At 52.3% G+C, this 24,979-nt stretch carries 17 protein-coding genes, 1 tRNA gene and 3 pseudogenes; 8 read left to right on the forward strand and 13 right to left on the reverse strand.

Annotation, left to right across the window (positions count from 1 at the left end):
* Nucleotides 1-46: 46 nt before the first annotated feature.
* The 3 genes from AC6I8T_RS02860 to pepA all read right to left on the reverse strand — a co-directional run bounded on the left by AC6I8T_RS02860 (nucleotide 47) and on the right by pepA (nucleotide 4,951).
* Nucleotides 47-2,902: a valine--tRNA ligase gene (locus AC6I8T_RS02860; protein WP_208724714.1), complete on the reverse strand. Its 2,856-nt coding sequence runs from the start codon at nucleotides 2,900-2,902 to the stop codon at nucleotides 47-49.
* 5 nt (nucleotides 2,903-2,907) lie between these two features.
* Entirely contained in the window at nucleotides 2,908-3,366 is a 459-nt protein-coding gene (locus tag AC6I8T_RS02865; RefSeq protein WP_021185766.1) for a DNA polymerase III subunit chi, read from the reverse strand.
* Nucleotides 3,367-3,439: 73 nt separating this feature from the next.
* Nucleotides 3,440-4,951: a leucyl aminopeptidase gene (gene pepA / locus AC6I8T_RS02870; protein ID WP_021185767.1), complete on the reverse strand. Its 1,512-nt coding sequence runs from the start codon at nucleotides 4,949-4,951 to the stop codon at nucleotides 3,440-3,442.
* A 269-nt stretch (nucleotides 4,952-5,220) separates the two neighbouring features.
* Between pepA and lptF the strand changes: the two genes are divergently transcribed.
* Entirely contained in the window at nucleotides 5,221-6,321 is a 1,101-nt protein-coding gene (gene lptF, locus AC6I8T_RS02875; protein WP_021185768.1) for an LPS export ABC transporter permease LptF, read from the forward strand.
* Nucleotides 6,321-7,397 carry an LPS export ABC transporter permease LptG gene (lptG, locus tag AC6I8T_RS02880; protein ID WP_208725484.1) on the forward strand — a complete coding sequence of 359 codons (1,077 nt, stop codon included), beginning with the start codon at nucleotides 6,321-6,323 and terminating at the stop codon, nucleotides 7,395-7,397. Before lptF ends, lptG begins: the two co-directional genes overlap by 1 nt.
* 79 nt (nucleotides 7,398-7,476) lie before the next feature.
* Here the strand turns inward: lptG and AC6I8T_RS02885 are convergent, their stop codons facing one another.
* The 3 genes from AC6I8T_RS02885 to AC6I8T_RS02895 form a co-directional block, all read right to left on the reverse strand.
* Complete coding sequence (locus AC6I8T_RS02885) at nucleotides 7,477-8,760, reverse strand: DUF445 domain-containing protein (RefSeq protein ID WP_497833482.1); 1,284 nt, start codon at nucleotides 8,758-8,760, stop codon at nucleotides 7,477-7,479.
* A 10-nt stretch (nucleotides 8,761-8,770) separates the two neighbouring features.
* Complete coding sequence (locus AC6I8T_RS02890; protein ID WP_497833483.1) at nucleotides 8,771-10,273, reverse strand: helicase HerA-like C-terminal domain-containing protein; 1,503 nt, start codon at nucleotides 10,271-10,273, stop codon at nucleotides 8,771-8,773.
* A gap of 123 nt (nucleotides 10,274-10,396) precedes the next feature.
* Nucleotides 10,397-11,968 carry an ABC transporter substrate-binding protein gene (locus AC6I8T_RS02895; protein WP_497833484.1) on the reverse strand — a complete coding sequence of 524 codons (1,572 nt, stop codon included), beginning with the start codon at nucleotides 11,966-11,968 and terminating at the stop codon, nucleotides 10,397-10,399.
* A gap of 532 nt (nucleotides 11,969-12,500) precedes the next feature.
* Here AC6I8T_RS02895 and AC6I8T_RS02900 point away from each other — a divergent pair.
* Genes AC6I8T_RS02900 through AC6I8T_RS02910 form a run of 3 tightly spaced genes read left to right on the forward strand, consistent with a single transcriptional unit; the run spans nucleotide 12,501 to nucleotide 16,296 of the window.
* Nucleotides 12,501-13,232 carry a gluconate 2-dehydrogenase subunit 3 family protein gene (locus AC6I8T_RS02900; protein WP_021185774.1) on the forward strand — a complete coding sequence of 244 codons (732 nt, stop codon included), beginning with the start codon at nucleotides 12,501-12,503 and terminating at the stop codon, nucleotides 13,230-13,232.
* Nucleotides 13,233-13,268: 36 nt separating this feature from the next.
* Nucleotides 13,269-15,038, forward strand: coding sequence for a GMC family oxidoreductase (locus AC6I8T_RS02905; RefSeq protein WP_208724718.1), 1,770 nt, complete (start codon nucleotides 13,269-13,271; stop codon nucleotides 15,036-15,038).
* A gap of 4 nt (nucleotides 15,039-15,042) precedes the next feature.
* The gene (locus AC6I8T_RS02910; RefSeq protein ID WP_021185776.1) at nucleotides 15,043-16,296 is read left to right on the forward strand and encodes a c-type cytochrome; all 1,254 of its coding nucleotides are present in this window, start codon (nucleotides 15,043-15,045) and stop codon (nucleotides 16,294-16,296) included.
* Nucleotides 16,297-16,536: 240 nt separating this feature from the next.
* Here AC6I8T_RS02910 and AC6I8T_RS02915 read toward each other — a convergent pair whose 3' ends face one another.
* From AC6I8T_RS02915 to AC6I8T_RS02925, 3 genes are all read right to left on the reverse strand, one after another.
* Nucleotides 16,537-17,214 (reverse strand): MarC family NAAT transporter, encoded by a 678-nt coding sequence (locus AC6I8T_RS02915; protein WP_021185777.1) that lies wholly within the window; start codon nucleotides 17,212-17,214, stop codon nucleotides 16,537-16,539.
* Between the two features lie 77 nt (nucleotides 17,215-17,291).
* On the reverse strand, nucleotides 17,292-17,927 hold the full coding sequence (locus tag AC6I8T_RS02920; protein ID WP_208724719.1) for a hypothetical protein: 636 nt from the start codon (nucleotides 17,925-17,927) through the stop codon (nucleotides 17,292-17,294).
* Between the two features lie 176 nt (nucleotides 17,928-18,103).
* Nucleotides 18,104-18,610 (reverse strand): YjjA family protein, encoded by a 507-nt coding sequence (locus AC6I8T_RS02925; RefSeq protein ID WP_497833485.1) that lies wholly within the window; start codon nucleotides 18,608-18,610, stop codon nucleotides 18,104-18,106.
* A 247-nt stretch (nucleotides 18,611-18,857) separates the two neighbouring features.
* On the opposite strand from AC6I8T_RS02925, the gene AC6I8T_RS02930 reads away from it, so the two are divergent.
* Nucleotides 18,858-18,942, forward strand: a tRNA-Leu gene (locus AC6I8T_RS02930).
* A 164-nt stretch (nucleotides 18,943-19,106) separates the two neighbouring features.
* Nucleotides 19,107-19,937: pseudogene (locus tag AC6I8T_RS02935) on the forward strand (tyrosine-type recombinase/integrase); the annotation flags it as partial.
* 36 nt (nucleotides 19,938-19,973) lie between these two features.
* On the opposite strand, the gene AC6I8T_RS02940 reads toward AC6I8T_RS02935, so the two are convergent.
* A protein-coding gene (locus tag AC6I8T_RS02940) for an IS3 family transposase (RefSeq protein WP_303465396.1) occupies nucleotides 19,974-21,178 on the reverse strand; the annotation gives its coding sequence in 2 pieces (ribosomal slippage) (nucleotides 19,974-20,860 and nucleotides 20,860-21,178; 1,206 coding nt in all).
* A gap of 91 nt (nucleotides 21,179-21,269) precedes the next feature.
* Between AC6I8T_RS02940 and AC6I8T_RS02945 the strand changes: the two are divergent.
* Nucleotides 21,270-21,698 (forward strand): annotated as a pseudogene (locus AC6I8T_RS02945) (tyrosine-type recombinase/integrase); the annotation flags it as partial.
* Between the two features lie 39 nt (nucleotides 21,699-21,737).
* Here the strand turns inward: AC6I8T_RS02945 and AC6I8T_RS02950 are convergent.
* The 3 genes and pseudogenes from AC6I8T_RS02950 to AC6I8T_RS02960 all read right to left on the reverse strand — a co-directional run.
* Entirely contained in the window at nucleotides 21,738-22,643 is a 906-nt protein-coding gene (locus tag AC6I8T_RS02950) for a DUF4435 domain-containing protein (RefSeq protein WP_208724722.1), read from the reverse strand.
* A 2-nt stretch (nucleotides 22,644-22,645) separates the two neighbouring features.
* On the reverse strand, nucleotides 22,646-24,022 hold the full coding sequence (locus AC6I8T_RS02955) for an AAA family ATPase (protein WP_208724723.1): 1,377 nt from the start codon (nucleotides 24,020-24,022) through the stop codon (nucleotides 22,646-22,648).
* Nucleotides 24,023-24,421: 399 nt separating this feature from the next.
* Nucleotides 24,422-24,656: pseudogene (locus AC6I8T_RS02960) on the reverse strand (ogr/Delta-like zinc finger family protein); the annotation flags it as partial.
* Nucleotides 24,657-24,979: the final 323 nt, after the last annotated feature.

Below are 24,979 nucleotides of genomic sequence, written 5' to 3' on the forward strand. Positions count from 1 at the left end.
AAGCCGGGCAGTGCCCGGCTTCGGTTAAGCAGTTGGCCTGAAGCGATTACAATGCCGCAATCACGCCCTGCTGTTCAATCAGTTTTGCTTTTGATTGTTCCAGCTCAGCTGCACGTTCGCGCTCTTTCGCTACCACCGCTTCCGGTGCACGGGCAACAAAACCTTCGTTCGCCAGTTTGGTCTGGATCTTCTCGATTTCAACATCCAGCTTGGTCAGCTCTTTCGCCAGACGATCCAGCTCCGCTTCTTTGTTCACCAGATCCGCCATCGGAATCAGCAGTTCAGCGCCTTCAACGATCTTGGTCACCGATACCGGGCCTTTCTCGCCCGCAGGCAGGATGGTGAGGCTTTCCAGGCGTGCCAGACGCGACAGGAAGTTACGGTTCTCTTCCACGCGACGCAGCGCCGCCGGTGAGCAATCACGCAGCAACACATCCAGCGGTTTGCTCAGGGCGATGTTCATCTCGGCGCGGATATTACGTACCGCGACGATAGCCTGCTTCATCCACTCGATATCCGCTTTCGCTTCCGCATCTTCTTTCGCCGCCTCGTACTGCGGGAACGGTTGCAGCATGATGGTGTCGTCGCTGATATTTTTCAGCACTTTGACACGCTGCCAGATGGTTTCAGTGATAAACGGAATGACCGGATGTGCCAGGCGCAGCAACGCTTCCAGCACCGTCACCAGCGTGTTACGCGTGCCGCGCAGTTCCGCTTCGCTACCGCTGTTCATCACTGGCTTGGTCAGCTCCAGATACCAGTCACAGAACTGGTTCCAGGTGAAGTCGTACAGCAGGTTGGCAGCGATATCGAAACGATAGCTATCCAGTGCTTCACGGTAGGCTTTTACGGTGCTGTTAAACTCGGTGAGGATCCAACGATCCGCCAGCGACAGCTTCATTTCGCCGCCATTCTGGCCGCAATCCTGATCTTCGGTGTTCATCAGCACAAAGCGGCTGGCGTTCCACAGCTTGTTACAGAAGTTGCGATAACCTTCGAGACGCTTCATGTCCCAGTTGATGTCACGACCCGTCGAGGCCAGTGCCGCCAGGGTAAAGCGCAGCGCATCGGTGCCTGATGGGACGATGCCGTCCGGGAACTGCTTCTCGGTACGTTTACGGATTTTATCAGCCAACTGCGGCTGCATCATGTTACCGGTACGTTTTTCCAGCAGATCTTCCAGTGAAATGCCGTCCACCATATCCAGCGGATCGATGACGTTACCCTTCGACTTGGACATTTTCTGTCCTTCTTCGTCGCGGATCAGACCAGTGATATACACGGTCTTGAACGGCACCTGCGGTTTGCCGTTTTCATCTTTCATGAAATGCATGGTCAGCATGATCATGCGGGCAATCCAGAAGAAGATGATGTCGAAGCCGCTCACCAGCACGCTGGTCGGGTGGAAGGTACGCAGCGCTTCGGTGTTCTCCGGCCAGCCGAGGGTTGAGAAGGTCCACAGGCCAGAAGAGAACCAGGTATCCAGCACGTCTTCGTCCTGGCGCAGCGCAACGTCAGCGCCAAGGTTGTTTTCCTGACGTACTTCTTCTTCAGTGCGACCGACATACACGTTGCCGTGATTGTCGTACCACGCCGGAATACGGTGGCCCCACCACAGTTGACGGGAAATACACCAGTCCTGAATGTCGCGCATCCAGGAGAAATACATGTTTTCGTACTGCTTCGGCACGAACTGGATGTCGCCGTTTTCCACCGCTTCAACCGCGACTTTTGCCAGCGGGGCAGTGCGCACATACCACTGGTCGGTCAGCATCGGCTCAATCACCACGCCGCCACGGTCGCCATAAGGTACGGTCAGATCGTGAGGCTTGATCTCATCCAGCAGGCCGAGGGCGTCAATCGCCGCGACGATCGCTTTACGCGCAGCAAAACGTTCCATGTTCTGGAACTCAGCCGGGATGGCGTTGCTGTAAACGTCAGTCTCTTCACCGTTAGTGTCGAGCACTTCCGCAGTGGTGCGGATGTCGCCGTCGAAGGTCAGGATGTTGATCATCGGCAGCGCATGGCGACGGCCAACTTCGTAGTCGTTGAAGTCGTGGGCCGGGGTGATCTTCACGCAGCCGGTGCCTTTTTCCATGTCGGCGTGTTCATCGCCAACGATCGGAATACGACGGTCTACCAGCGGCAGGATCAGCTCTTTGCCGATCAGATCTTTATAACGTGGATCTTCCGGGTTGACGGCCACACCGGTATCGCCCAGCAGGGTTTCCGGGCGGGTGGTCGCGACCACCAGGTAATCTTTACCTTCCGCGGTTTTTGCGCCATCGGCCAGCGGGTAGCGGATGTGCCACATCGAACCTTTGGTTTCGCGGTTTTCAACTTCGAGGTCAGAAATCGCGGTACGCAGTTTCGGGTCCCAGTTTACCAGGCGCTTACCACGGTAAATCAGGTTCTCTTTATACAGGCGTACAAACACTTCTTTCACGGCATTGGAAAGCCCTTCATCCATAGTGAAGCGCTCGCGTTCCCAGTCAACGGAGTTGCCGAGGCGACGCATCTGACGGGAGATATTGCCGCCTGATTCCGCTTTCCACTGCCAGATTTTGTCGATAAAGGCTTCGCGACCGTAATCCTGGCGCGTTTTGCCCTCTTCAGCCGCAATTTTGCGCTCAACCACCATCTGGGTAGCGATACCCGCGTGGTCAGTACCCGCCTGCCACAGGGTGTTTTTGCCCTGCATGCGCTGGTAACGAATCATGGTGTCCATGATGGTTTGCTGGAAGGCGTGACCCATATGCAAGCTGCCGGTGACGTTCGGCGGCGGGATCATGATGCAAAAGCTTTCCTGGCTGGTGTCGCCATTCGGTTTAAAGTAGCCCTGCTGTTCCCAGTGCTCGTAGAGCGGCTGCTCGATATCTTGCGGGTTATATGTCTTTTCCATTTCTGCTATGTCGTTTGCGGCTGTGGTGGCGTCGCCGTATTCAATTGGAAGCCAACGCTGCGATACGCTTTATAGCGGTCACGCGCCAGCTGTTTCTGGGATTCTTCGTAAGGAACGAAGTCTATCACTTCATGGAAAGCAGTAGCAAAATCTGCGAACTGCGGCAGCAGGCTGATTAGCAAGTCGCGTGGCGAACTGCCGCGTCGTTGCGGCCAGGCCAACTCGACCGGTGCGCCATAACGCGGGCCTTCACCCGCAAGGTTATGCGGTACAAAGGCATTGGCCGGGCGCTGCCATAAGGCTTCATCCAGACGATTGGCCTGCTGTTCATCGGTGCAGGCAATCAGGATGCGTTTGCCGTCACGCCAGCGTGCTTCGGCCAAATCGCACACCAGCGCTTCAATGGCGCTCAGGCCGTCGCTGGCGGTATCGGACTCCATCACATAAAAGGTGGCGTTTTTCATGGCGGGCTAGATTCCATTAATGACATTGGGGCGCATTATGCGCCCCGGTTTTAATTGCTGCACGTCGGATGCGTTAATCGTCGCCGTTCAGACCTGCACGGTTCAGCAGGAACTGCGACAGCAGCGGCACCGGGCGACCGGTTGCGCCTTTGGCTTTACCGGAGCGCCAGGCAGTACCGGCGATATCCAGGTGCGCCCAGTTAAATTTGCGCGCGAAGCGAGCCAGGAAGCACGCTGCGGTGATGGCACCACCCGGACGGCCGCCAATGTTTGCCATGTCGGCAAAATTGGATTCCAGCTGCTCCTGATATTCATCTGCCATCGGCAAGCGCCAGGCACGGTCGCCAGACTGCTCAGAGGCGCTGATCAACTCATGCGCCAACGGATTGTGGTTCGACAGCAGACCGCTGACATGATGACCCAGCGCAATCACGCAGGCACCGGTCAGGGTGGCGACATCAATCACCACTTCAGGATCGAAGCGCTCAACATAAGTCAGGGCATCGCACAGCACCAGACGACCTTCGGCATCGGTGTTCAGCACTTCTACCGTCTGGCCTGACATGGTGGTCAGCACGTCACCCGGGCGCATCGAACGGCCATCAGGCATGTTTTCACAGCCTGCCAGCACCCCGACCACGTTCAGCGGCAGATTCAGTTCCGCCACCATGCGCATCACGCCATAGACCGACGCAGCGCCGCACATGTCGTACTTCATCTCGTCCATCGCTTCCGCCGGTTTGATCGAGATACCGCCGGAATCGAAGGTCAGGCCTTTACCGACCAGCACGATCGGGCGTTCGTCTGCGTTGCTGCTGCCTTTGTATTCAATCACCGACATCAGTGACTCATTCTGCGAACCCGCTCCCACGGCGAGATAGGCGTTCATCCCCAGCTCTTTCATCTGCTGTTCGCCGATGACGCGGGTGGTGACATTTTTGCTGAACGCATCCGCCAGTTGGCGTGCCTGCGACGCCAGATACGCGGCGTTACAAATATTTGGCGGCATGTTGCTGAGGTCTTTGGCCGCTTTAACGCCAGAGGCTACTGCCAGACCATGCTGAATTGCGCGTTCACCGCTGGTCAGTTCACGACGTGTCGGCACGTTGAACACCAGCTTACGCAGCGGGCGGCGTGGCTCGACTTTGTTACTTTTCAGTTGATCAAAGTTGTAGAGCGCCTCTTTGGAGGTCTCCACCGCCTGGCGTACTTTCCAGTAGGTATTGCGGCCTTTGACGTGCAGTTCAGTCAGGAAGCATACCGCTTCCATTGAGCCGGTATCATTCAGCGTGTTGATGGTCTTTTGAATTACCTGCTTGTACTGGCGCTCATCCAGTTCGCGTTCTTTGCCGCAGCCGATCAGCAGGATGCGCTCGGAAAGGATATTCGGCACATGGTGCAGCAGCAGTGTCTGGCCCACTTTACCCTCAAGCTCACCGCGGCGCAGCAGGGCGCTGATGTAACCGTCGCTGATCTTATCGAGCTGTTCGGCAATCGGTGAAAGACGACGCGGTTCGAAAACGCCAACCACAATGCAGGCGCTGCGTTGTTTTTCCGGGCTACCGCTTTTTACACTGAACTCCATGCACTCTCCTGAATCTTAAAGACAACGGCCTAAGCTGTCGTTAGAATGTAGCGCGCTCGTAACGCATTAAATTTGTTGCGACGCCATGACATTTAAACGCCGGCGGTCATAATGAGTTAGGGTGGCAATGTGTTGTTTTTTCACCACCCGGACGCGTTTGTCATACTATTTTAGCTGCGATGACGGCCATTGATGAAGAAAAATGGCTGATAAGCGTTGAAACTAGCGATTTTCCTGCAAAAAGACAAGTTATCACAGGCGTACTAAGCGTGATCATCATTAGATATCTGGTTCGGGAAACGCTCAAAAGCCAGCTGGCTATCCTGTTCATCCTGCTACTGATCTTCTTTTGTCAGAAGTTAGTGAGGATCCTGGGTGCCGCGGTGGATGGCGAGATCCCAACAAACCTGGTTCTGACATTGTTAGGACTTGGCGTGCCTGAAATGGCACAACTTATCCTGCCCCTAAGCCTGTTTCTGGCGATTTTAATGACCCTTGGGCGGCTGTACACCGAAAGTGAAATCACGGTGATGCATGCCTGTGGCCTGGGGAAAAGCGTGCTGGTTAAATCAGCGATGATCCTGATGCTGCTCACCTCGATGGTGGCGGCGATTAACGTGATATGGCTGGGCCCCTGGTCTTCACGTTATCAGGATGAAGTGACGCAGAATGCCAAAGCCAACCCCGGCGCGGCCGCGTTGGCGGCAGGGCAATTCCAGACCTCCAGCGACGGTAACGCGGTGTTGTTCGTTGAAAACGTGCGGGGTAACACCTTCGGCAACGTCTTCCTCGCCCAGTTGCGTCCAAAGGGGAATGCGCGACCTTCAGTGGTGCTGGCAGATAGCGGGCATATGGAGCAACGCCCGGACGGGTCACAAATTGTGACGCTGGATAAAGGCACGCGTTTTGAAGGGACCGCAATGTTGCGTGATTTCCGTATCACCGACTTTGTGAATTACCAGGCGCTGATTGGCTACAAACAGGCGGTGCTGGATCCCAACGATGCTGAGCAGGCGGATATGCGCACGCTGTGGCAAAGCAAAGATCCTACCTTCACTGCCGAGCTGAACTGGCGTCTGACGCTGGTGTTCTCAGTATTGGTGATGGCGTTGATGGTGGTGCCGCTTAGCGTGGTGAACCCGCGTCAGGGCCGTGTCCTGTCGATGTTACCGGCGATGTTGCTGTATCTGATCTTCTTCCTGCTGCAAAGCTCGCTGAAATCAAACTCGGCGAAAGGGAAATTCGATCCAACCATCTGGATGTGGGTGGTGAACTTCGGTTACCTGGCACTGGCCGTCGGCCTGAACCTGTGGGATACGGTGCCGATGCGCCGCATCCGCGCCCGTTTTAGCCGTGGAGGGTCAGTGTGATGTTTAAGGTACTTGACCGGTATATCGGCAAAACCATTTTTAACACCATCATGATGACGCTGTTCATGCTGGTGTCGCTGTCGGGCATCATCAAGTTTGTCGATCAGCTACGTAAAACCGGGCAGGGCATGTATACCGCGCTGGATGCTGGGTACTACACCCTGCTCAGTGTGCCGAAAGATATTGAGATCTTCTTTCCGATGGCGGCGTTGCTCGGGGCGTTGTTAGGTCTTGGCAATCTGGCGCAACGCAGCGAACTGGTGGTGATGCAGGCATCGGGTTTCACCCGGATGCAGGTAGCACTGGCGGTGATGAAAACCGCAATTCCGCTGGTGTTGCTGACCATGGCGATTGGTGAGTTTGTTGCGCCGCAGGGTGAGCAGATGGCACGAAACTACCGTGCGCAGCAGTTGTACGGCGGTGCACTGGTGTCGACGCAGAATGGTTTGTGGGCGAAAGACGGTAGCAGTTTCATCTATATCGAACGTATCAAGGGCGATAACCAGATTGATGGCGTCAGCATCTACAACTTCAACGATCAACGTCGCCTGTTGAGCGTTCGTTATGCAGCGACTGCCACCTGGGATAAAACGAAGAAACTTTGGGTGCTGTCCCAGGTGGATGAGTCGGACCTGAAAGATGCGAAGCAGATTACCGGTTCACAAAGCCTGAGCGGTGAATGGAAGACCAACCTGACGCCAGACAAGCTGGGTGTGGTTGCGCTGGACCCGGACGCGCTGTCGATTCGCGGGCTTTACAACTACAGCAAGTACCTCAAACAAAGTGGACAAGAGGCGGGACGTTATCAGCTCAACATGTGGAGCAAAATCTTCCAGCCGCTCTCGGTGGCGGTGATGATGCTGATGGCGTTGTCGTTTATCTTTGGACCGTTGCGTAGCGTGTCGATGGGGGTACGTGTCGTAACCGGCATCAGCTTTGGTTTCCTGTTCTACGTGCTGGATCAGATTTTCGGTCCGTTGAGTCTGGTGTATGGTATCCCACCGATTCTCGGGGCGATTCTGCCGAGCGCGGCGTTCTTCGCCATCAGCCTGTTTTTGATGTTGAAACGTCGTTAAGCACCATCCCCGTAGCGGCGCGATTTATCGCGCAATTTCGTGCGTGATGCCGGAAAAATCGGCGCGATAAATCGCGCCGCTACGGGAGCGTCAAATATCTCATCAACATTGGCAACTGCGACAACAAATACAGCACCAGACCAATCGAACCGCCCACCAGCGTGCCGTTGATACGAATAAACTGTAAATCACGGCCAATATTCAGCTCAATCTGCTGCGACATTTCGCGCGCATCCCAGCTTTTCACCGTGTCACTGATGTGGCGTGTCAGAAACTGGGCAAACTCCGGTGCGACGCTACGTGCGGCATCTTCCAGATGCTGATTCATTGAGGTGCGCAGCGCCTGGTCAGCGGCAAGCGTTTCACCCAACCACAACGCAGCCAGTCGAAAGCGTTCCTGCACACGCGAGTTGTCGCTGCGCAAATCCTCCTTCAGCCAGCCGCGTAAATCCTGCCACAGTTCACCAATGTAGCGATTCAGCGACTCATCTTCCTTCAGCCAGCTTTTGATCACCTCAGCGCGTTCGGCCATCTCAGGATCGTTTTTCAGCTTCACAATCAGCCGCTCCACCGCGCGGTTAAAACCGAGGCGAAATTCGTGGCCCTGATCAAGCGCCACCTCATCCAAAATCGAATCGACGGCGTTAGCCACCAGCTCGGCGCTGTGCTCGCCCAACCACTCGGTGGGTAACACTTTGGCCTTGATTGGATGCTCGCGTTTCAGCCAGCGCACAATCTGCATGGCGATAAACTCCCGCGTGCCGGGCTTGTGCAGGATACGCAGCAGTTGCTGCACCGCCGCATCCAGCAGCTCCTGATGGCGGTTGTTTTTGGTCAGGCTTTCCAGCAGCAGCGCGCTGGATTGGGTGAGGTCAACCTTGTCGAGCGCGCGATGTACCGCCCGACGCAGAAACTGCTGAATACGCGCATCGTCGGTAAGGTCGAGAAAGCCGCGCATCACCTGCAACAGATGGCGGCCAATGCGATCGGCATTACCGGGCGCATTCAGCCACTGCGCCAGCATCTGCGAAGGGTCGTGACGACGAATCAGGGCCAGCAGCGAATCGGTATCGAGGAATTTTTCCTGCACAAAGCGGCCAAGGTTTTCGCCGATGCGATCCTTATTACGCGGGATGATCGCGGTGTGACGTGAAATAAAGGGCACCGGCACGCGGCGAAACAGCGCCACCACCGCGAACCAGTCGGCCAGCGCACCGACCATCGCCGCTTCGGCAATGGCTTTAACGCCACTGACCCAAAAGTTGGGCGGCAGAAACAGCGTAATGACAAAAATCGCGGCGGCAATCAGCAGCAGCGACAGCGCCAGACGTTTGCTCCGTTTCAGTTGTTGATGTTTATCCATTAACTGCTCCTTAACGACGACGCCCTCCCAACAGGCTACCCAACACGCCGCGAATGATTTGATTAGTGACCTGCCGTGCGGCGCTTTTTGCCATCGTCTGTACCACCCCATCACGCTTGCCGCCGCGCGGGCCGGTACTGCCAAACAGAATATCTTTCAGGCCGCCGAGAATGCCGTCATCCACCGCCACATTGTTGCCTTTCGCTGCGGGGGCATTGGCCTGATCGGTGGCAACCTGCACCCCTTTTTGTAGCATCTCGAAGGCAGATTCACGATCGACTTCGCTGTCGTATTTACCGTACAACGGCGAGTGGTTAATCAGGCCATTACGTTCATCACTGCTGACTGGCCCCATGCGGGAACCGGGCGCAATCACCATCGCACGTTCCACTATCGACGGGCTGCCTTTTTCATCGAGGAAGGAGATTAACGCCTCGCCAGTCCCCAGCGCCTGAATGGCCTCGACGGTATTAAACGCCGGGTTGGCGCGCATGGTGTCGGCCGCCGTTTTCACCGCTTTCTGATCTTTCGGGGTAAAGGCGCGCAGTGCATGCTGCACACGGTTGCCGAGTTGGCCCAACACGCTGTCGGGAATATCGGCGGGATTCTGCGTGACAAAATAGACGCCAACGCCTTTCGAGCGAATCAGGCGAATCACCTGTTCAACCTTCTCCAGCAGCACCGCGGGCGCGTCGTTAAACAGCAGATGCGCCTCATCAAAGAAGAACACCATTTTTGGCTTCTCAAGATCGCCCGCTTCGGGTAATTGTTCATACAATTCTGCCAGTAGCCACAGCAGGCTGGTGGCGTAGAGTTTTGGCAGTTGATAGAGCTTTTCGGCGGAGAGGATGTTGATAAAACCTTTGCCCTGATCGTCGCAACGCATCCAGTCGCGAATATCCAGCATCGGTTCACCAAAGAAATGCTCAGCACCCTGCTGCTCCAGCGTCAGCAGGCCACGCTGAATTGCGCCGACCGAGGCGCTATTGATGTTGCCATATTGCGTCTGGAATTCTTTAGCGTTGTCGCCGATGTATTGCGTCATAGCGCGCAAATCTTTGAAATCCAGCAGCAACAGGCCCTGATCGTCGGCGATGCGGAAGATGATTTGCAGTACGCCGCTCTGGATGTCATTGAGGTTGAGCAAACGCGCCAGCAGCAGCGGGCCAACATCCGAGACGGTGGCGCGCACCGGATGGCCTTGCTCGCCAAAGATATCCCACAACATCACCGGATTGGATTGAGGTTGCCAGTCGGTCACGCCGATTTTCGCCAGCCGAGCCAGCAGTTTCTCCGAACCTTCGCCCTCAGCGGCGATACCCGTCAGATCGCCTTTCACATCGGCCATAAACACCGGTACGCCAATGGAGGAGAAGGATTCTGCCAGTTTTTGCAGCGTGACGGTTTTACCGGTGCCGGTCGCGCCGGTAATCAGGCCGTGGCGGTTCGCCATGTTTGGCAGCAGTTGCAGTTTCACTTCCGGGGTTTGGGCAATCAACAACGGGGTGGTCATGATTTTTCTCTCTCAGGCAAGCGGTGATGCCTGAAAGGATAGCAAACGTCGACCAGGCGTAGCGGCGCGATTCTTTATCGTCTGCGAAAAGATGCGCGATAAATCGCGCCGCTACGGGACAGGTTATTTCTTTTGCACCGTATCGAAATATAACAGGCTCACACCGATCCCCTGCTGCACATGATCGACATTATTACGCACCGCCACCTGCTGCGCGCCCTGTAAGGTGATAACGAACGGCGAATTCTGCTGCACCGACTGCTGCAATTCGGTGTAGAGCTGGCGACGTTTGGCCGCATCGCTTTCGCCTGCTGCGGCGCGGGTTTTGGCGCTCAGATCCGGAATGTCCCAGCCGACGCGCCATGCGAGGGTTTTCGAGCCGCCGGGTACGTTGTACACAAAGGCGCTGGCGTTGGTATTGGGATCGACATAATCCGCTCCCCAGTAAATAAAGATTGACTGGAAATCACGTCCGCGCATTTTGCTCCACAGCTCCGACTCCGCCACCGGTTGCAGCTCAATCTGAATATCCGCTTTGGCAAAGCTGGCTTGCAGTGCCTGGGCCACATCGATATAAGGCGGTTGATTGATGACCGTTAGCGAGAACCGGGTGCCGGACTGAATGCCGCCCTGGCGCAGAATTTGTTTGGCTTTCGCCACATCGTAGTGGAATGGCTGGTTTTCCAGCGCGCCGTCAAACCCCTGCGGCAGGAAGCTTTGATGAATAGCGTATTGGCCTTTTAACAGTTGATCGGCGATGGCGTGATAATCCACCAACCAGCGAGCGGCCTGCCAGAATGCAGGATTGCCAAGTGCCGGTTGTGCTTTGTTCTGCGTATTGAAGCCGAGGTAATACACCAGGCTGGACGGGAAAGCAGCGATGCGCAGGTTTTTATCGCTTTTCAGCGCGTCAATCTGATCCGGACCAAGCTGGTAGGCGACATCGACATCACCCTGCTGAATCAACAAACGACGTGCGCCAGCATCGGCCACGCCTTTTAGCAGAATACGTTGCAGGTGCGGCTGGGGCTGTGCCTGGGCGTTAGCGGTCAACACCAATGCCTGCTGCGGGACATATTGCTGAATGACAAAGGCCGCGCTGCCTGCGGAATGGGTGTGCAGCCAGCCGTTACCCAGATCGTTGTTGGCTTCATGCTGTTGCACGGTTTTGCTGTCAACAATCGAGGCCACCGGCGCCGTCAGCAGGCGTAGCGCCAGATCCTGCCCAATCGCCGCAGGCCACTGGATTTCCAGTTGGTGATCATTCAACACCTTAAACTGAGCGGCGACATTGTCTGGCGTCCAGCCAAACTCAGCGAGGATAAACGACGGTGCCTTGTTAAGTTGTACCGCGCGGGTTAAGGAGAACACCACATCCTGCGGCGTTACCGGATTGCCGCTGGCAAAATGCGCGCCGGATTTAAGGGTAAAGACCAGGCTGTGCGGCGTGCTGCCCGCTTGCCAGGAGGTCGCCAGCAGCGGCGCGAGTTTCTGCGGCGTCGTGCGATCGGCCTCCACCAACGTTTGATACAGATTGCGCTGCACGCTGTTGCTGACGGTTTCAAAACTTTCCGCAGGGTCAAAACTGATGATGCCATCGAGCGGCACGGCGACAACTAAGGTGTCCTTCGGCGTCGCCGCCTGTAACGTAAAAGCGCAACTGATTAGCGCCAGCAACAAAACTAATGATCGCATTATTGTCATCCCGAGTGATTGATTAACTGACTCTATCGCTGAGGCGCAAATGGCAAAATGCCGGTTTGTTCTGAGCTGTGCCAGAAATTAACAATCCATTTCGGCGCTCAACTATTTCGCTTATTTTGTGCGCTGCCTGTCATTTTTTGGAAATAGATATGGAGATTGTGTTTCCTGTAAGTAAATAAGATGTTATTAATGAGAATGGTTCTCTTGTATGGAAGTGTGATTTATTTTTATCGATTAATTCCCGGTATTATTACGATGCGTAAATTGTTTTGGTCATTTGCACAGTTGATTCGAACAAAAACCTGACATTTGTACGGTTAAAACGGAAATTCCCGCCGCGAAAGCCCTTCACCAGCTCGTAACCAAAATTCAACATGATGATGCTTTCTCATCAAAACACATCCTTAATTTAATTCTTACACTTTGAAATATCTGTATCCCTAAGATTGCCAGGTTGTTTACCGATGAATTAAGTCATTAACAAAAATAATTATCTTTCTTAGCAAGTGAGAGTCGTCAGGCCATGCTTTTACAAAAACCGACCACCAGACGTAAATTTCTGCTTGGGTCGCTTTTGGCTTTGCCATTAAGTGACCTGGTATTTAAGGGATTGACTGCGGCCCAGGCCGCGGAAATGGCAGCACCGGAACTTGCCGACTATAAACCGATCTTTTTCAGCAGCGATGAGTGGCAATTCATTCTTGCCGCCACCGATCGTCTGATCCCTGCCGGCGGTAATGGCAAGGCTCCGGGTGCGCTGGAAACGAACGTACCGATCTTTATCGACCAGCAGCTTCACAGCCCTGAGTTCGGTGACGAAATCTACATGCAGGGTCCGTTTGACGTGCATGCGCCCGCCACGATGGGCTATCAGATTCCGTTTACTCCGCAGCAGATGTATCACACCGGCATCAAGCTGGTGAATCAGTGGACGCAGAGCAGCTACCAGAAAGCGTTCCACGAGCTGACGCTGGAAGAGAAAGACGCGGTTCTCACTAAAGTGAATAAAAATGACGGTATCGACTTCGCCGCACTGGGCGAGCCGAACCTGAAAGCCTCCCAGTTCTTCAGCCAACTGCTTGCAGATACCAAACATGGCTACCTCGCTGATCCGATGTACGGCGGCAACAAAGGCATGAAAGCCTGGATTGCCATCGGCTTCCCTGGCGCGCGCGCCAGCTTCACCGAGTGGGTTAAACAGCACAACGTACCGTACCCGCTTGGCCCGGTTAGCATCATGGGTGAGCGCGCGTAATTGCGTTTCGCATCAGGTATTTGAGACAGGATTATCATGGCACAGATTACTAAAAAAGAAGTCGACGTCGTTGTCTGCGGCCTCGGCTGGGCAGGCTCGTTAATGAGCATTGAGCTGGCGTTGGCTGGCTTAGAAGTACGCGCGCTGGAGCGCGGTGGTGAGCGCGACTATCCCGAGTTCGCTTACCCGAAACCGGCGGATGAGTACGCCTATAATGTGCGTAACAAGGTGTTCGCTACGCCGAAAGAAGTGGCGGTGACCGTGCGCTACAACATGGACCAGACGGCGCTGCCGACCCGTAAGTGGGGCGCGTTTGCGCCGGGTACCGGTGTGGGTGGCGCGGGCATGCACTGGACGGCGGTACTGATTCGTCCTACCCCGACCGATATCAAACTGAAAACCTATGTCGATCAGGCGTACAAGCCGGGTATTCTCCAGGAAGATATGCGCGTGATGGACTTCCCGTTCACCTGGGATGAGATCGAGCCGTATTACACCAAGTTTGAGAAAATTTGCGGTCAGTCCGGTAACACCGGCAACCTGCGCGGTCAGATCCTCGAAGGTGGTGACCCGTTTGAAGGTCCACGTTCTGAGCCTTATCCGCTGCCAGCGCTGGAAGACACGCTGAACAACGTGATGTTTAAAGAAGCGGCGACCAAACTGGGCTACCATCCGTTCCCGAACCCGTCTGCCTGCGTTTCACGCGCGTGGAAAAACCCGTATGGCAACACCATCGCGCCTTGTAACTATTGTGGTTACTGCTCGAAATATCCGTGCCTGAACTACTCCAAAGCTTCACCGCAAACGGCGGTGATGGATGCGCTGAAGCGTATGCCGAACTTCTCCTATGAAGTGCACGCGGAAGTGGTGAAAGTGGTTCTGCACGATGACCAGAAGACCGCTAAAGGGGTGATTTACTACGACGTAGACGGCAACGAAGTGTTCCAGCCGGCGAAGATCGTGGTGCTCTCCAGCTTCCAGTTGTACAACGTGCGTCTGATGCTGTTGTCCGGCATTGGTAAGCCGTACAACCCGATCACCGAAGAAGGTGTGGTTGGTCGTAACTATGCGTTCCTGTCGAACGGTGGCGCGACCCTGTTCTTCAAAGACAAGAACTTCAACTCGTTCGCGACCGCTGGTGCGACCGGCCAGATGTTCAACGACATCTCTCCGGGCAACTTCGATGGTCCAGGTCTCGGCTTCCTCGGCGGTGCCAAGATCCACAGTTCACAGGCGACCGGTACGCCAATGGCCGCTGCACTGCCGAAAGGCACGCCGAGCTGGGGTATGGGCTACAAAGAAGGTCTGGAGCAGTGGTACAACCATTCGATGAAGATCAGCATCACCACGACCTGCCAGTCGTATCGTGATATCTATCTGGATCTCGACCCGCACTACACCGACCACCGTGGCCTACCGCTGCTGCGTATGACCTTCAACTGGAAAGAGAACGAGTTGAAGCTGCAACAGCATCTGAAAGGCATTGTGGGCAACATCGCCAAAGAGCTGAACCCGGATAGCATGAGCATGAGCTTCCTGCCAATGGGCGCAGACTTTGACCTGACCAAATACGTATCCACCCATAACGTGGGCGGCGCGGTAATGGGTGACAACCCGAAAACCTCTGCGCTCAACAAGTACCTGCAAAGCTGGGACGTGCATAACGTGTTTGTACCGGGCGGTAACGCCTTCCCGCAGAACTTCCAGGCGAACCCGACCGATACTATCGGCGCGATCACCCTGATGGCGGCACAGGCAATCAAAGAACATTATCTGAAAAACCCCGGTCCACTGGTACAGGCATAAGCACATGAAATTAAAATCATTGTTAATCGCTAATGCCGTGTTGCTGGGAAGCATTGCGGCGCAGGCGCACGCGGCAGATGACGCACAACTGATCAAAAAGGGTGAATACCTGTCGCGTCTCGGCGACTGTATGGCCTGTCACTCGGTAGCGGGTAAGCCGGACTATGCCGGTGGCCTGGCGATTGAGTCTAATCTGGGCACCATTTACTCCACCAACATCACGCCGGATAAAGAACACGGTATCGGTAACTATACCGAGCAGCAGTTCTCCGATGCGGTGCGTAAAGGCGTGCTGCCGGATGGCTCCCACCTTTACCCGGCGATGCCTTACCCGGATTACGCCAAAATCAGCGATGAAGATATGCACGCGTTGTATGTCTACTTTATGCAGGGCGTAAAACCGAGTGCGGAGCAGCCACCGGAAACCAAACTGAGCTTCCCGTTCAGCCAGCGCTGGGGTATGCGTTTCTGGAACTGGGCGTTCACCTCTGACAAGCCGTTCCAGCCGATTGGCGGTGCCTCTGAAGAGGTGAACCGTGGTGCTTATATCGTGGAAAGCCTTGGTCACTGCGGTAGCTGCCATACGCCGCGCGGTCTGGGTATGAACGAGAAAGCGCTCGACAGCAGCGATGATCAGTTCCTCGCTGGTGGTAGCCTGAACAACTGGGATGTGCCGTCACTGCGTGGTCTGCCGCGCTGGAGCGAGCAGGAGATCGTTGATTACCTGCAAACCGGTCGTAACGATAAAGCGGCTGTTGGCGGTGAGATGAAGTCGGTGATTGAGCACAGCAGCTCGCACATGACCGATGCCGACCTGAAAGCCATCGCAGCCTACCTGAAGTTCCTGGGCGGCAACCCGCCGTTGCAGGCGTACAACGTTCAGGCCCAGCAGGCGACGGAAGCGAAGCTGACCGCAGGCAAAAATCTGTCGGAAGGTGAGCGTCTGTACCTCGACAACTGTGGCGCGTGCCACTTTGTCACCGGTAAAGGCGCGCCGGGCGTGTTCCCGGAACTGGATCAGGCCACGATCGTCAACGCCAAAGATCCAACCGGACTGATCCACACCATTCTGGAAGGTGCACAGCAGCCATCGACTGAAAAAACAGCCTCAACCTTGTTGATGCCTGGTTTTGCCAACCGTCTGAGCGATGATGAAGTGGCGCAACTGGCGACCTTTATTCGCCAGGGCTGGAGCAACAACGCTCCGGCAGTCACGAAAGATCAGGTTGCTGACGTTCGTAAGACTCTGAAGCACTAATGATCATCGGGGCGGCGTTCAGGCCGCCCCTGTCATTCATAGTAACGGCGCGATTTATCGCGCTGATTTTTTATGCCCCAGTGCACGGATTTAGTTGTAGCGGCGCGATTTATCGCGCTGATTTTTTATGCCCCAGTGCACGGATTTAGTTGTAGCGGCGCGATTTATCGCGCTGATTTTTATGCCAGGTGCACGGATTTAATGGTAGCGGCGCGATTTATCGCGCTGATTTTCAACGGATTAGTGATAAGTATGAATCACTTCCAGCACGCCGTTGATAATAAACTGCACACCCATACACACCAGCAAAAAGCCCATCAGGCGTGAAATCGCCTCAATACCGCCTTTCCCTACCAGTTTCATTATCGCGCCTGAACTGCGCAGCGATATCCACAAAATCAGTGAAACCAAAAAGAAGATCATCACCGGTGCCACCGCGATTACCCAGCCAGGGAAATCAACGCCGCTGCGTATCGTCGAGGCTGAGCTGATGATCATCGCAATGGTGCCCGGACCGGCGGTGCTGGGCATCGCCAGCGGCACAAAGGCGATATTCACGCTTTCGCGATGGTTATCACTCGATTCCAGCTCATCCTGTTTATGCTCCGCCTCCATTGAATGGCCCACGGGTTTGGCGGGAAATAGCATACGAAAACCGATAAAGGCCACAATCAGCCCGCCCGCCATGCGCAGGCCGGGAATGGAGATCCCAAAGGTGTGCAGCACCGCAGTGCCCGCGTACCAGGCCACCATCATAATCAGAAAAACATAGATGGAGGCCTGCATGGCCTGGCGGTTACGTTCCTGAAAATTCATATCACCGGCAAGGCCGAGAAACAGCGCGACGGTGGTGAGTGGATTGGCAAGGGGGAGAATGACCACCAGCCCGAGGCCAATGGCTTTGAAAAGATCCAGCATGTCGGTTCCTTCTGATGCAGGCGCGCCGATGACAGCTCGGCGCGGTTCAGTTTACGGAGACAACGTGATGTAGGTGATTAGTGTTTCGGGCGATCCAGCGCTTCGATCAACTCAGGGAAAAAGTCTTCCAGCAATTCGGGTGTCATCAAATCAGGATAGTTGATCAGATGTTCGCGAATGCGTTCGTTGACATCAGGGATCAGGCGCAACGCAGCATCATGGGCGCTGATTTTTTTCTGCTTCATCAGGCGCAGTACGTCATCGGGCAGGCTGTCTTCATCTTCGGCTTCTTCTACCGCTTCCAGTGCGTCCAGCTCATCCAGCAGATCCATCAGGGCTTCAATCTGCGGGGTGCGTGACTGATATTCAGGCGGCATTTCGTTTTCCAGGTAGCGCAGCAGGGCGCGTACTGGCGAGCCATCGGGTGAGGACGGCGGTTCGCTGGCAAACCAGTTCAGCAAATCGTGTTGGCTTATCTGATGGACGTGATAACCGTTATCCACCAGTTCATCCGCAAGGAGGTCGGCGGTGTCATGCTCAATCAGGCAAATGTGCGTGCGATTGGGGGTGAACTGCTCCAGCCATTGGTAAATCTCTTCAATCACGCTGTCGTCGTAATTGAAGTTCTGGCTGAGATAGCTGCCGTCCTGTTGATGTACGCAAATGCGAATCAGGTCGGGATCGAAGTAAATCGCAATGTTGATGCCTTTCATGCGCGCTGTCCTGTGAGATCTAAAATCCCACTATAGCGTTAATGATGGTGCGGGGAAATCACCCCTCAAGGGAAGGGCGTGACGGGCAGCACGATGCAGGGAGTTGGCGGGAGGGGCAACGCAGGACATTGAACCAGGGGACAGCCTGCCTCACGGTCCTGCGCTGCCCAATGTCATTACATCCCGATGTATTTCTTGCCTTGCTTCAGTACCACATCACAGGCTTTGGTCTTCAGCTTTTCGCCCATCGTGGAGTTGCTCAGGCTCTCGAGGTTCAGCTGCTGGCCGTTGCCGGTGTTAAGCAAGCCTTGCAGACCCTGCTGGTAATCGGTTTTCTGTTCCTGGGCGGTGGTGCTGCTCAGGCCAAGTTTGCCCAATACCTGATCTTTCACCGACTCTACGTTGTTTTTCACCACATTGTGTTCAACGCAGTACTGCATCACACCTGCCGCATTGGTCATGCTGTTGGCGCTAACGGCTTTGTCACCGCCGTTCAGCAAGCCAGTGACCGATGAAAGCGACATCCCTTCGCTCGACGTGCTGCTGCCGCTGGTGGTTCCGCTGCTCAGCTGTGAAGCGGCGCTGCTCAGTTGATCCTGCCAGCTCGCTGCTGATGCGCTGCCTGCAACCAGTAACGCAGCAATACCCCATCCCCAAATCACGCGTTGTGTTGTTTTAGTCATTTCAACCTCATTTCTCTTTATGGCTGACTGGTGTCAGTGTTGCTTAAGAGAGGGTAGACCTAAGAAAGTTCCAGGGGGTAGGGGAGATTGGGAATGTTCTGGTTTTTGGCGGGATTTTGCGCGGAAATTTGCTGGTAGCCGAGGTGGTGGTGCTTTTTTCAGCGCTTAGCGCACATCCGGATCGATTCCGGTTGCGTGCCTTGTCGGTAACGGTATAATCCCCAACGTTTTCCGCATCCTCTTCAGTGCCGAAGTGGCGAAATCGGTAGACGCAGTTGATTCAAAATCAACCGTAGAAATACGTGCCGGTTCGAGTCCGGCCTTCGGCACCATTAGTTCTTCCAAGACCTTCCGAGAAAGTCCATTTATCCCTTTAAAATCAATGAATGCTTCGATTTTTACGTCCTGAGTTGTCCGAGTTCGTCCGTTGAAATCCGGGGGGCACTGGGGGCATAATTGGGGGCATATTCACTTCGATTAGAAATGTGCCCCCAAAATGAAGCTCAACGCCAGACAGGTCGAGACCGCAAAGCCCAAAGAGAAAACCTATAAAATGGCCGACGGTGGCGGTTTGTACCTTGAGGTTTCGGCAAAGGGTTCTAAATACTGGCGCATGAAATACAGGCGTCCTTCTGACAAGAAAGAAGATCGCCTGGCATTTGGTGTCTGGCCGACAGTAACTCTTGCTGAGGCAAGGGCCAAACGCGATGAAGCCAAAAAACTGTTAGGGCAGGGGATTGACCCAAAAGCTGAACAGAAAGAAGCTCAGGCCGAAAATTCGGGGGCATATGCTTTCGAAACCATTGCTCGTGAATGGCATGCCAGTAACAAGCGATGGAGTGAAGACCATCGATCGCGCATTCTTCGCTATCTTGAGCTTTATATTTTTCCTTATATCGGTTCGTTCGATATTCGCCAGCTCAAAACCAGCCACCTGTTAGCCCCGATTAAAAAGGTTGATACCAGCGGTAAGCATGACGTTGCACAGCGGCTTCAGCAGCGTGTTACAGCCATTATGCGTTATGCCGTACAGAATGATTACATTGACTCTAACCCCGCGATGGATATGGCTGGAGCTTTATCCACCACCAAAGCTCGTCATTATCCAGCTTTGCCCTTCAGTCGGTTCCCTGAATTCCTTGAGCGTCTGCGAGCTTATCGTGGACGTGTTATGACTCGTATAGCTGTTGAGCTTTCCCTGCTAACCTTTGTGCGTTCAAGTGAGCTTCGCTTTGCAAGATGGGATGAGTTCGATTTAGATAAGTGTCTTTGGTGTATTCCCGCAAAACGAGAAGAGATAAAAGGTGTGCGGCACTCGCATCGTGGTGGATTTGACCCTATATATCCAGACGCCTTTTCTCTCTTACGGTTGTGATAACTTTCTGCGTATATATTCCCGCGGCGAGCGATATCCCAGCGCGCTGTGCGGGTGATGTTCGTTGTAATGACTGAACGCCTCCGCCAGGTTCATCACCGCTACCTGGCTGTCCGGTTTTGGCATCACACTGATGTAATCCCGCTTTATCGTTTTCACGAAGCTTTCTGCTATGCCATTGCTTTCCGGGCTACGAACTGCGGTCGTACATGGCTCAAGCCCCAGCATCCGGGCGAACGCCCGCGTTTCATGCGCTCTGTAGGCTGAACCGTTATCTGTCAGCCATTCCACCGGTTCTGACGGCAGATGCTGGCCGAAGCGTTTTTCTACCGCACCCAACATGACGTCCTGTACCGTTTCTTTGTCATAGCCACCAGTGCTCGCTGCCCAGTCGATGACCTCCCGGTCGCAGCAGTCCTGTGCGAAGGTTACCCGCAGCTTTTCACCATTGTCGCAACGGAACTCGAAGCCATCTGAACACCAGCGCCGGTTGCTCTCCGTGACCGACACGCGACCTTTATGTGCACGCTTACGCTGAGGATCAGCAGGTTTGCGCTCCAGCAGCAGGTGATGAGTACGCATAATCCGGTACACGCGTTTTGCGTTCACAACAGGAAGCGCGTCACGCTCTGACTGTCGCCGCAACAGCGCCCATACCCGGCGATAACCATATGTGGGCAGTTCGGCGACCAGGGTATGTATCCGGGATAACACCGCAGTATCGTCAAAACTGGCATACAGCCTGCGATCCTGCCAGTCAGGCGAACGGTGGACCCTGAGACTCAGTTGCGCACGCGACACGCCAATACTGCGGCTGACATCGCTTATTCGTCGTCCTCTGGCAACAAGGGCGCATGCGCAATCCATTTTTTTGTCCGGCCGAACTCCACGGCCTCTTTGAGTATTTCGGCTTCCATCGTTTTTTTGCCCAGAAGACGCTGAAGTTCGCGGATTTGCTTATTGGCAGCAGCAAGCTCGGAAGCGGGAACGACTTCTCCGCCTGAGGTCACGGCGGTCAGTGAGCCGTCTTCATATTGCCTGCGCCACTTGAAGATCTGATTAGCATTGATACCGTGCAGTCGTGCGACGTGAGACACGGTCATGCCCGGTTCCATAGTCTGCTGAATAATGGCAATTTTTTCCTGCGGAGTACGACGCCGACGTCGCTCAGGTCCTGATAACACTTCAACCATCTTATTATTCTGACTGGTGTTAAACATAGTTCCAAGACTACCTCTTATTTTAAGAGAGGCGAAGTGTCTGGTGATCTAAGGGGCTAATCTACGTGGTATGAAGATGAAAGAGGAGCATATAGTGCCATTGAGCCGTCAGGCACTGACTTTACTTGATCAGCTAAAGCAACTTAGCGGTGACAATCCACGCTTATTTCCCGGAGATCATGATTCTAAAAAGGTGATGAGCGAAAACACAGTTAACAACGCTTTGCGTGCGATGGGTTATGACACTAAAACTGAAGTTTGTGGCCATGGGTTTAGAACTATGGCGCGAGGTGCATTGGGCGAGTCTGGATTATGGTCTGATGATGCTATTGAACGACAGTTAAGCCACTCGGAACGTAATAACGTGCGAGCGGCTTATATTCATACATCTGAACATTTAGATGAGCGGAGGTTAATGGTTCAGTGGTGGGCAGATTATCTTGAAGATATAAAAAGAGAATTCATTTCTCCCTATGATTACTCCCATAGATGACTTGTTGATTTATCTATGGGAGAAGGCGATTTCTCTTTGCTATACCATTGATTTAAAATTGTCTCTTATGTAATCGAATTCTGATATCCAAATATTTGACATTATTAAATGTTTAAGGTTTTTAGTATTTATCGCATCCTTCGTCTTATATAAACAGTGCCCTTCTAATTTTCCATTGGTTGAGCACATGATACATGGGCTAATAGGATGGGCACCACAATTGACTTTCAAATTATCAATTTCTTTTAATGCTTTATAGCAAAAATAATGTAGTAGCCATTTGCCTTTTGAGAACCTCTTTAAATCAGGCAAGCAATTAGATAAACCTTGTTCATTGGCGAATTCTAATAAATCATCTTTTTTTTCTCTAACATTACTAATATCCGAAGCTGACAGGATTCTCCCTTCAGAATAACCGTAAGAAAACTTGCTATCATAACTAGGATATAATGCACTCTTAAGTGATTCCAGAGATAATAAAAAGAAATCTTCATCATTAAGTGATATCAATTGAAAGTAATGTTCTATCAGATCGTCAGTTATCATTGAGTTGGATATTTTTGTGCATAATTGTAATAGCTTAGGTATAATTTCCTTGCTGACAAAATGCGATTCCATTGAATAGTAACAAAGCATTAGAATTAGAGGGTTTGTAGGCACTTCACCTCGAAAATCCTTTACATCCTTATCAATAATTCCGACGATATATTTTTTATGTTGCCATCGGGTTTGAGGGATTCGGATAATTTCATCCATTGCTAAAACTACATTTTGACATCCAGGTGAAAAGCCATCAATAGTTTCAATAGGGAAAACCTCTGCTAACTTACCTGCACTTTTTGCAAGTGAGTCATATAGTTGTATGTCATCCGTTCCCTCAACTATTACACTTATAGTATTGGTCATTATTGCTGTATTTAAAACTTCCCCTATTTCATATTTCATTTTTATTGACCTACATGTAATTCTAGTTCACAAAGATAGTTAGGGTTGCGATTGGCTAATGATGGGCTGTGAGACGCAACTATTATTTGAGTTTTAGGGACTAATTCAGAAAATAAAGTCAAAAGTTCCCTTTGCCATTTAATATTTAAAGATATCTCTGGCTCATCGATTATCAAGAAGTTTCTCTTCCCTCCCTCAAATAAAACAAGGCATAAGAATGTTAGAATATGCCTTTCACCACTAGATAACTCACTCAAACTATGTCTGATTCTACCGATTTGTACAAATATTTGCTCATCTCTAACAATTAACTCCTTACCATTGATTAAGAATCGATTAAATGTGTCAATTAATAAATTTATTGAGCTCAGCATTTGTTTTTCTAATTCCAATTCATTCATGATGTTCATGAAGAGTGGGCCGAGGATTTCATGGTGCCTGTAACGTGATACTTCGTTCTCAAAATTTTCATCGGAAAGAATTTGAATTACTTTAGACTTAAAATTATTTTCTTCGCCGTCATCTAAAGCCTCAATTATTCTATCTTTATACTCTATTAATCGCCCCTCGAAATCCCTGGGTAAATTTGTGCTAGGATCTCTGCTTACTGTTGTTTCATTGAGGGTTATGGCCAATGATAATGTATCGAACAAAGCGCTTTGTATTCTTTTTGTTGCTGTTATTCTTGCTATTTTATACTTTTCCAATAGTAAGGATTCAATATTTTCTATCTTTATTGATTGAAGGTGAAGGTTTTTCTTAATAAGCTCGAATTGATTTATTTCTGATTTTGACTTGTATTTGTTTTGAGTGAGCCTTAAGAAGGTTGACATTTCATGCGAAATTGAGAATAAATCTATTTCTTTGTTTATAATGTTTTTGTTTTTAGCAAAAAACTCATATATCTGGCGAGGTTCAACACGAGATGCTTGATTGACAACCCCCCTTTCTACTCCCATGGAAAGGGATGAAACCTCGCTTAAAGGTGATGATTGAAAATCTGACCAGTTATATTCAGAGGTTTCCAATTTCTTGTTTAGTTCATTTCTTTTTGTTGTATCATACTTTCTTTTTATAACCACTCTGTCATATCCAATGGGTGTGGAGTAATATATAGACACTCCAGATACTTTATTTTGAATTAAAACAGACTCATCTTTTTCAAAAATAGCATGAAGAATCTTTAGGAATGTTGTTTTCCCACTTCCGTTTTCACCATATATGACGGATATATTGCTGGCAGAAAAAAGCACGTTTAATCTTGAGCTTGAGGATTTAAATCCATTTAATTCTATTCGCTGTATTTTTATCATGTTTCGCTCTATAAACCATTTACTAAATAGTGGGGTGGGTTTGTATTTAAAAATTTGCTTAGGCAAGGAAGTGATTTCATGCCACTTCGTTTAGTTATACATTATTTCTTTTTACTGCACCTATAGTTATTTGAAAATAGGCGGGAAATATTTCCCTTTAATGAAGATGTGTTTCATTGTTCGCTACGTTTTAGTGTTGTTTAGGATTTATTTTCAATGGGTTATCTCAACAGCGCGCTCTCGTACCCCCGCCACGCCTGCCCGCTTTATGTAGCGGTTTTCATGCACCTGCATGAATGGTGCCGGGCCGCGCCGCATCTGGCCTGCGCGGGGATAATCAGGGTGCAGGAATTCATGCGTTTTCATGCAGCATAGACATGCACTCGCGCATGAGAAGGCCAGCCAGGGAAAAGGAACACAAAAAAACCGGCGCGGTGGCCGGTTCAGATGAGGATTAGACGCTTTTCAGACGGGGGCCTGCTGACGCCTGGACAGTTTACTGGCGGAGCCGTAGCGGTTCAGTGTCTGTGCCTGCCGCTCCGCAATTTCCTGCTCCCCGGCGTTCTCCCTGTCTGTCACTTTCTGCGGCTTCATCATGTCCGCTCAACGCTCTCCAGCGCAATGAACGTGCAGGAGCATTCCAGATTCCGGCACTGATACCAGGTGTGCTTCACAACGGGGCTTCATAGGCACTGGTGCGTTCAGGGCCATTATGCGCTCTCCGTCAGTCTGCTGAGGTGCTGCTGAAGGCGCAGGTGTTGTGCGGACTTGTAGCTGCCCTTGTAACTAAACGCGACAACCGTAAGAACCACGCTCGTAGGTTTCTGGCAACATCTGAATGGGAAGTCTGGCTGGAATAGAAGAAGGCCGAGGCGGTGGAGTTGACAATGGTCGCAGAGGCTAGGAAATTTATCTGAGTTCAGCTAAATACAAAGGGGCTGGCATGCCCCTTCTCCTGCCATACTATTTTGCACTGCTGTGATTGGACGCATTGCAATTTGCAAATTTAAAAAAATGGAGCCA

The sequence above is a fragment of the Pantoea sp. X-Soil-OKNW-556 genome (genome assembly GCF_059730695.1).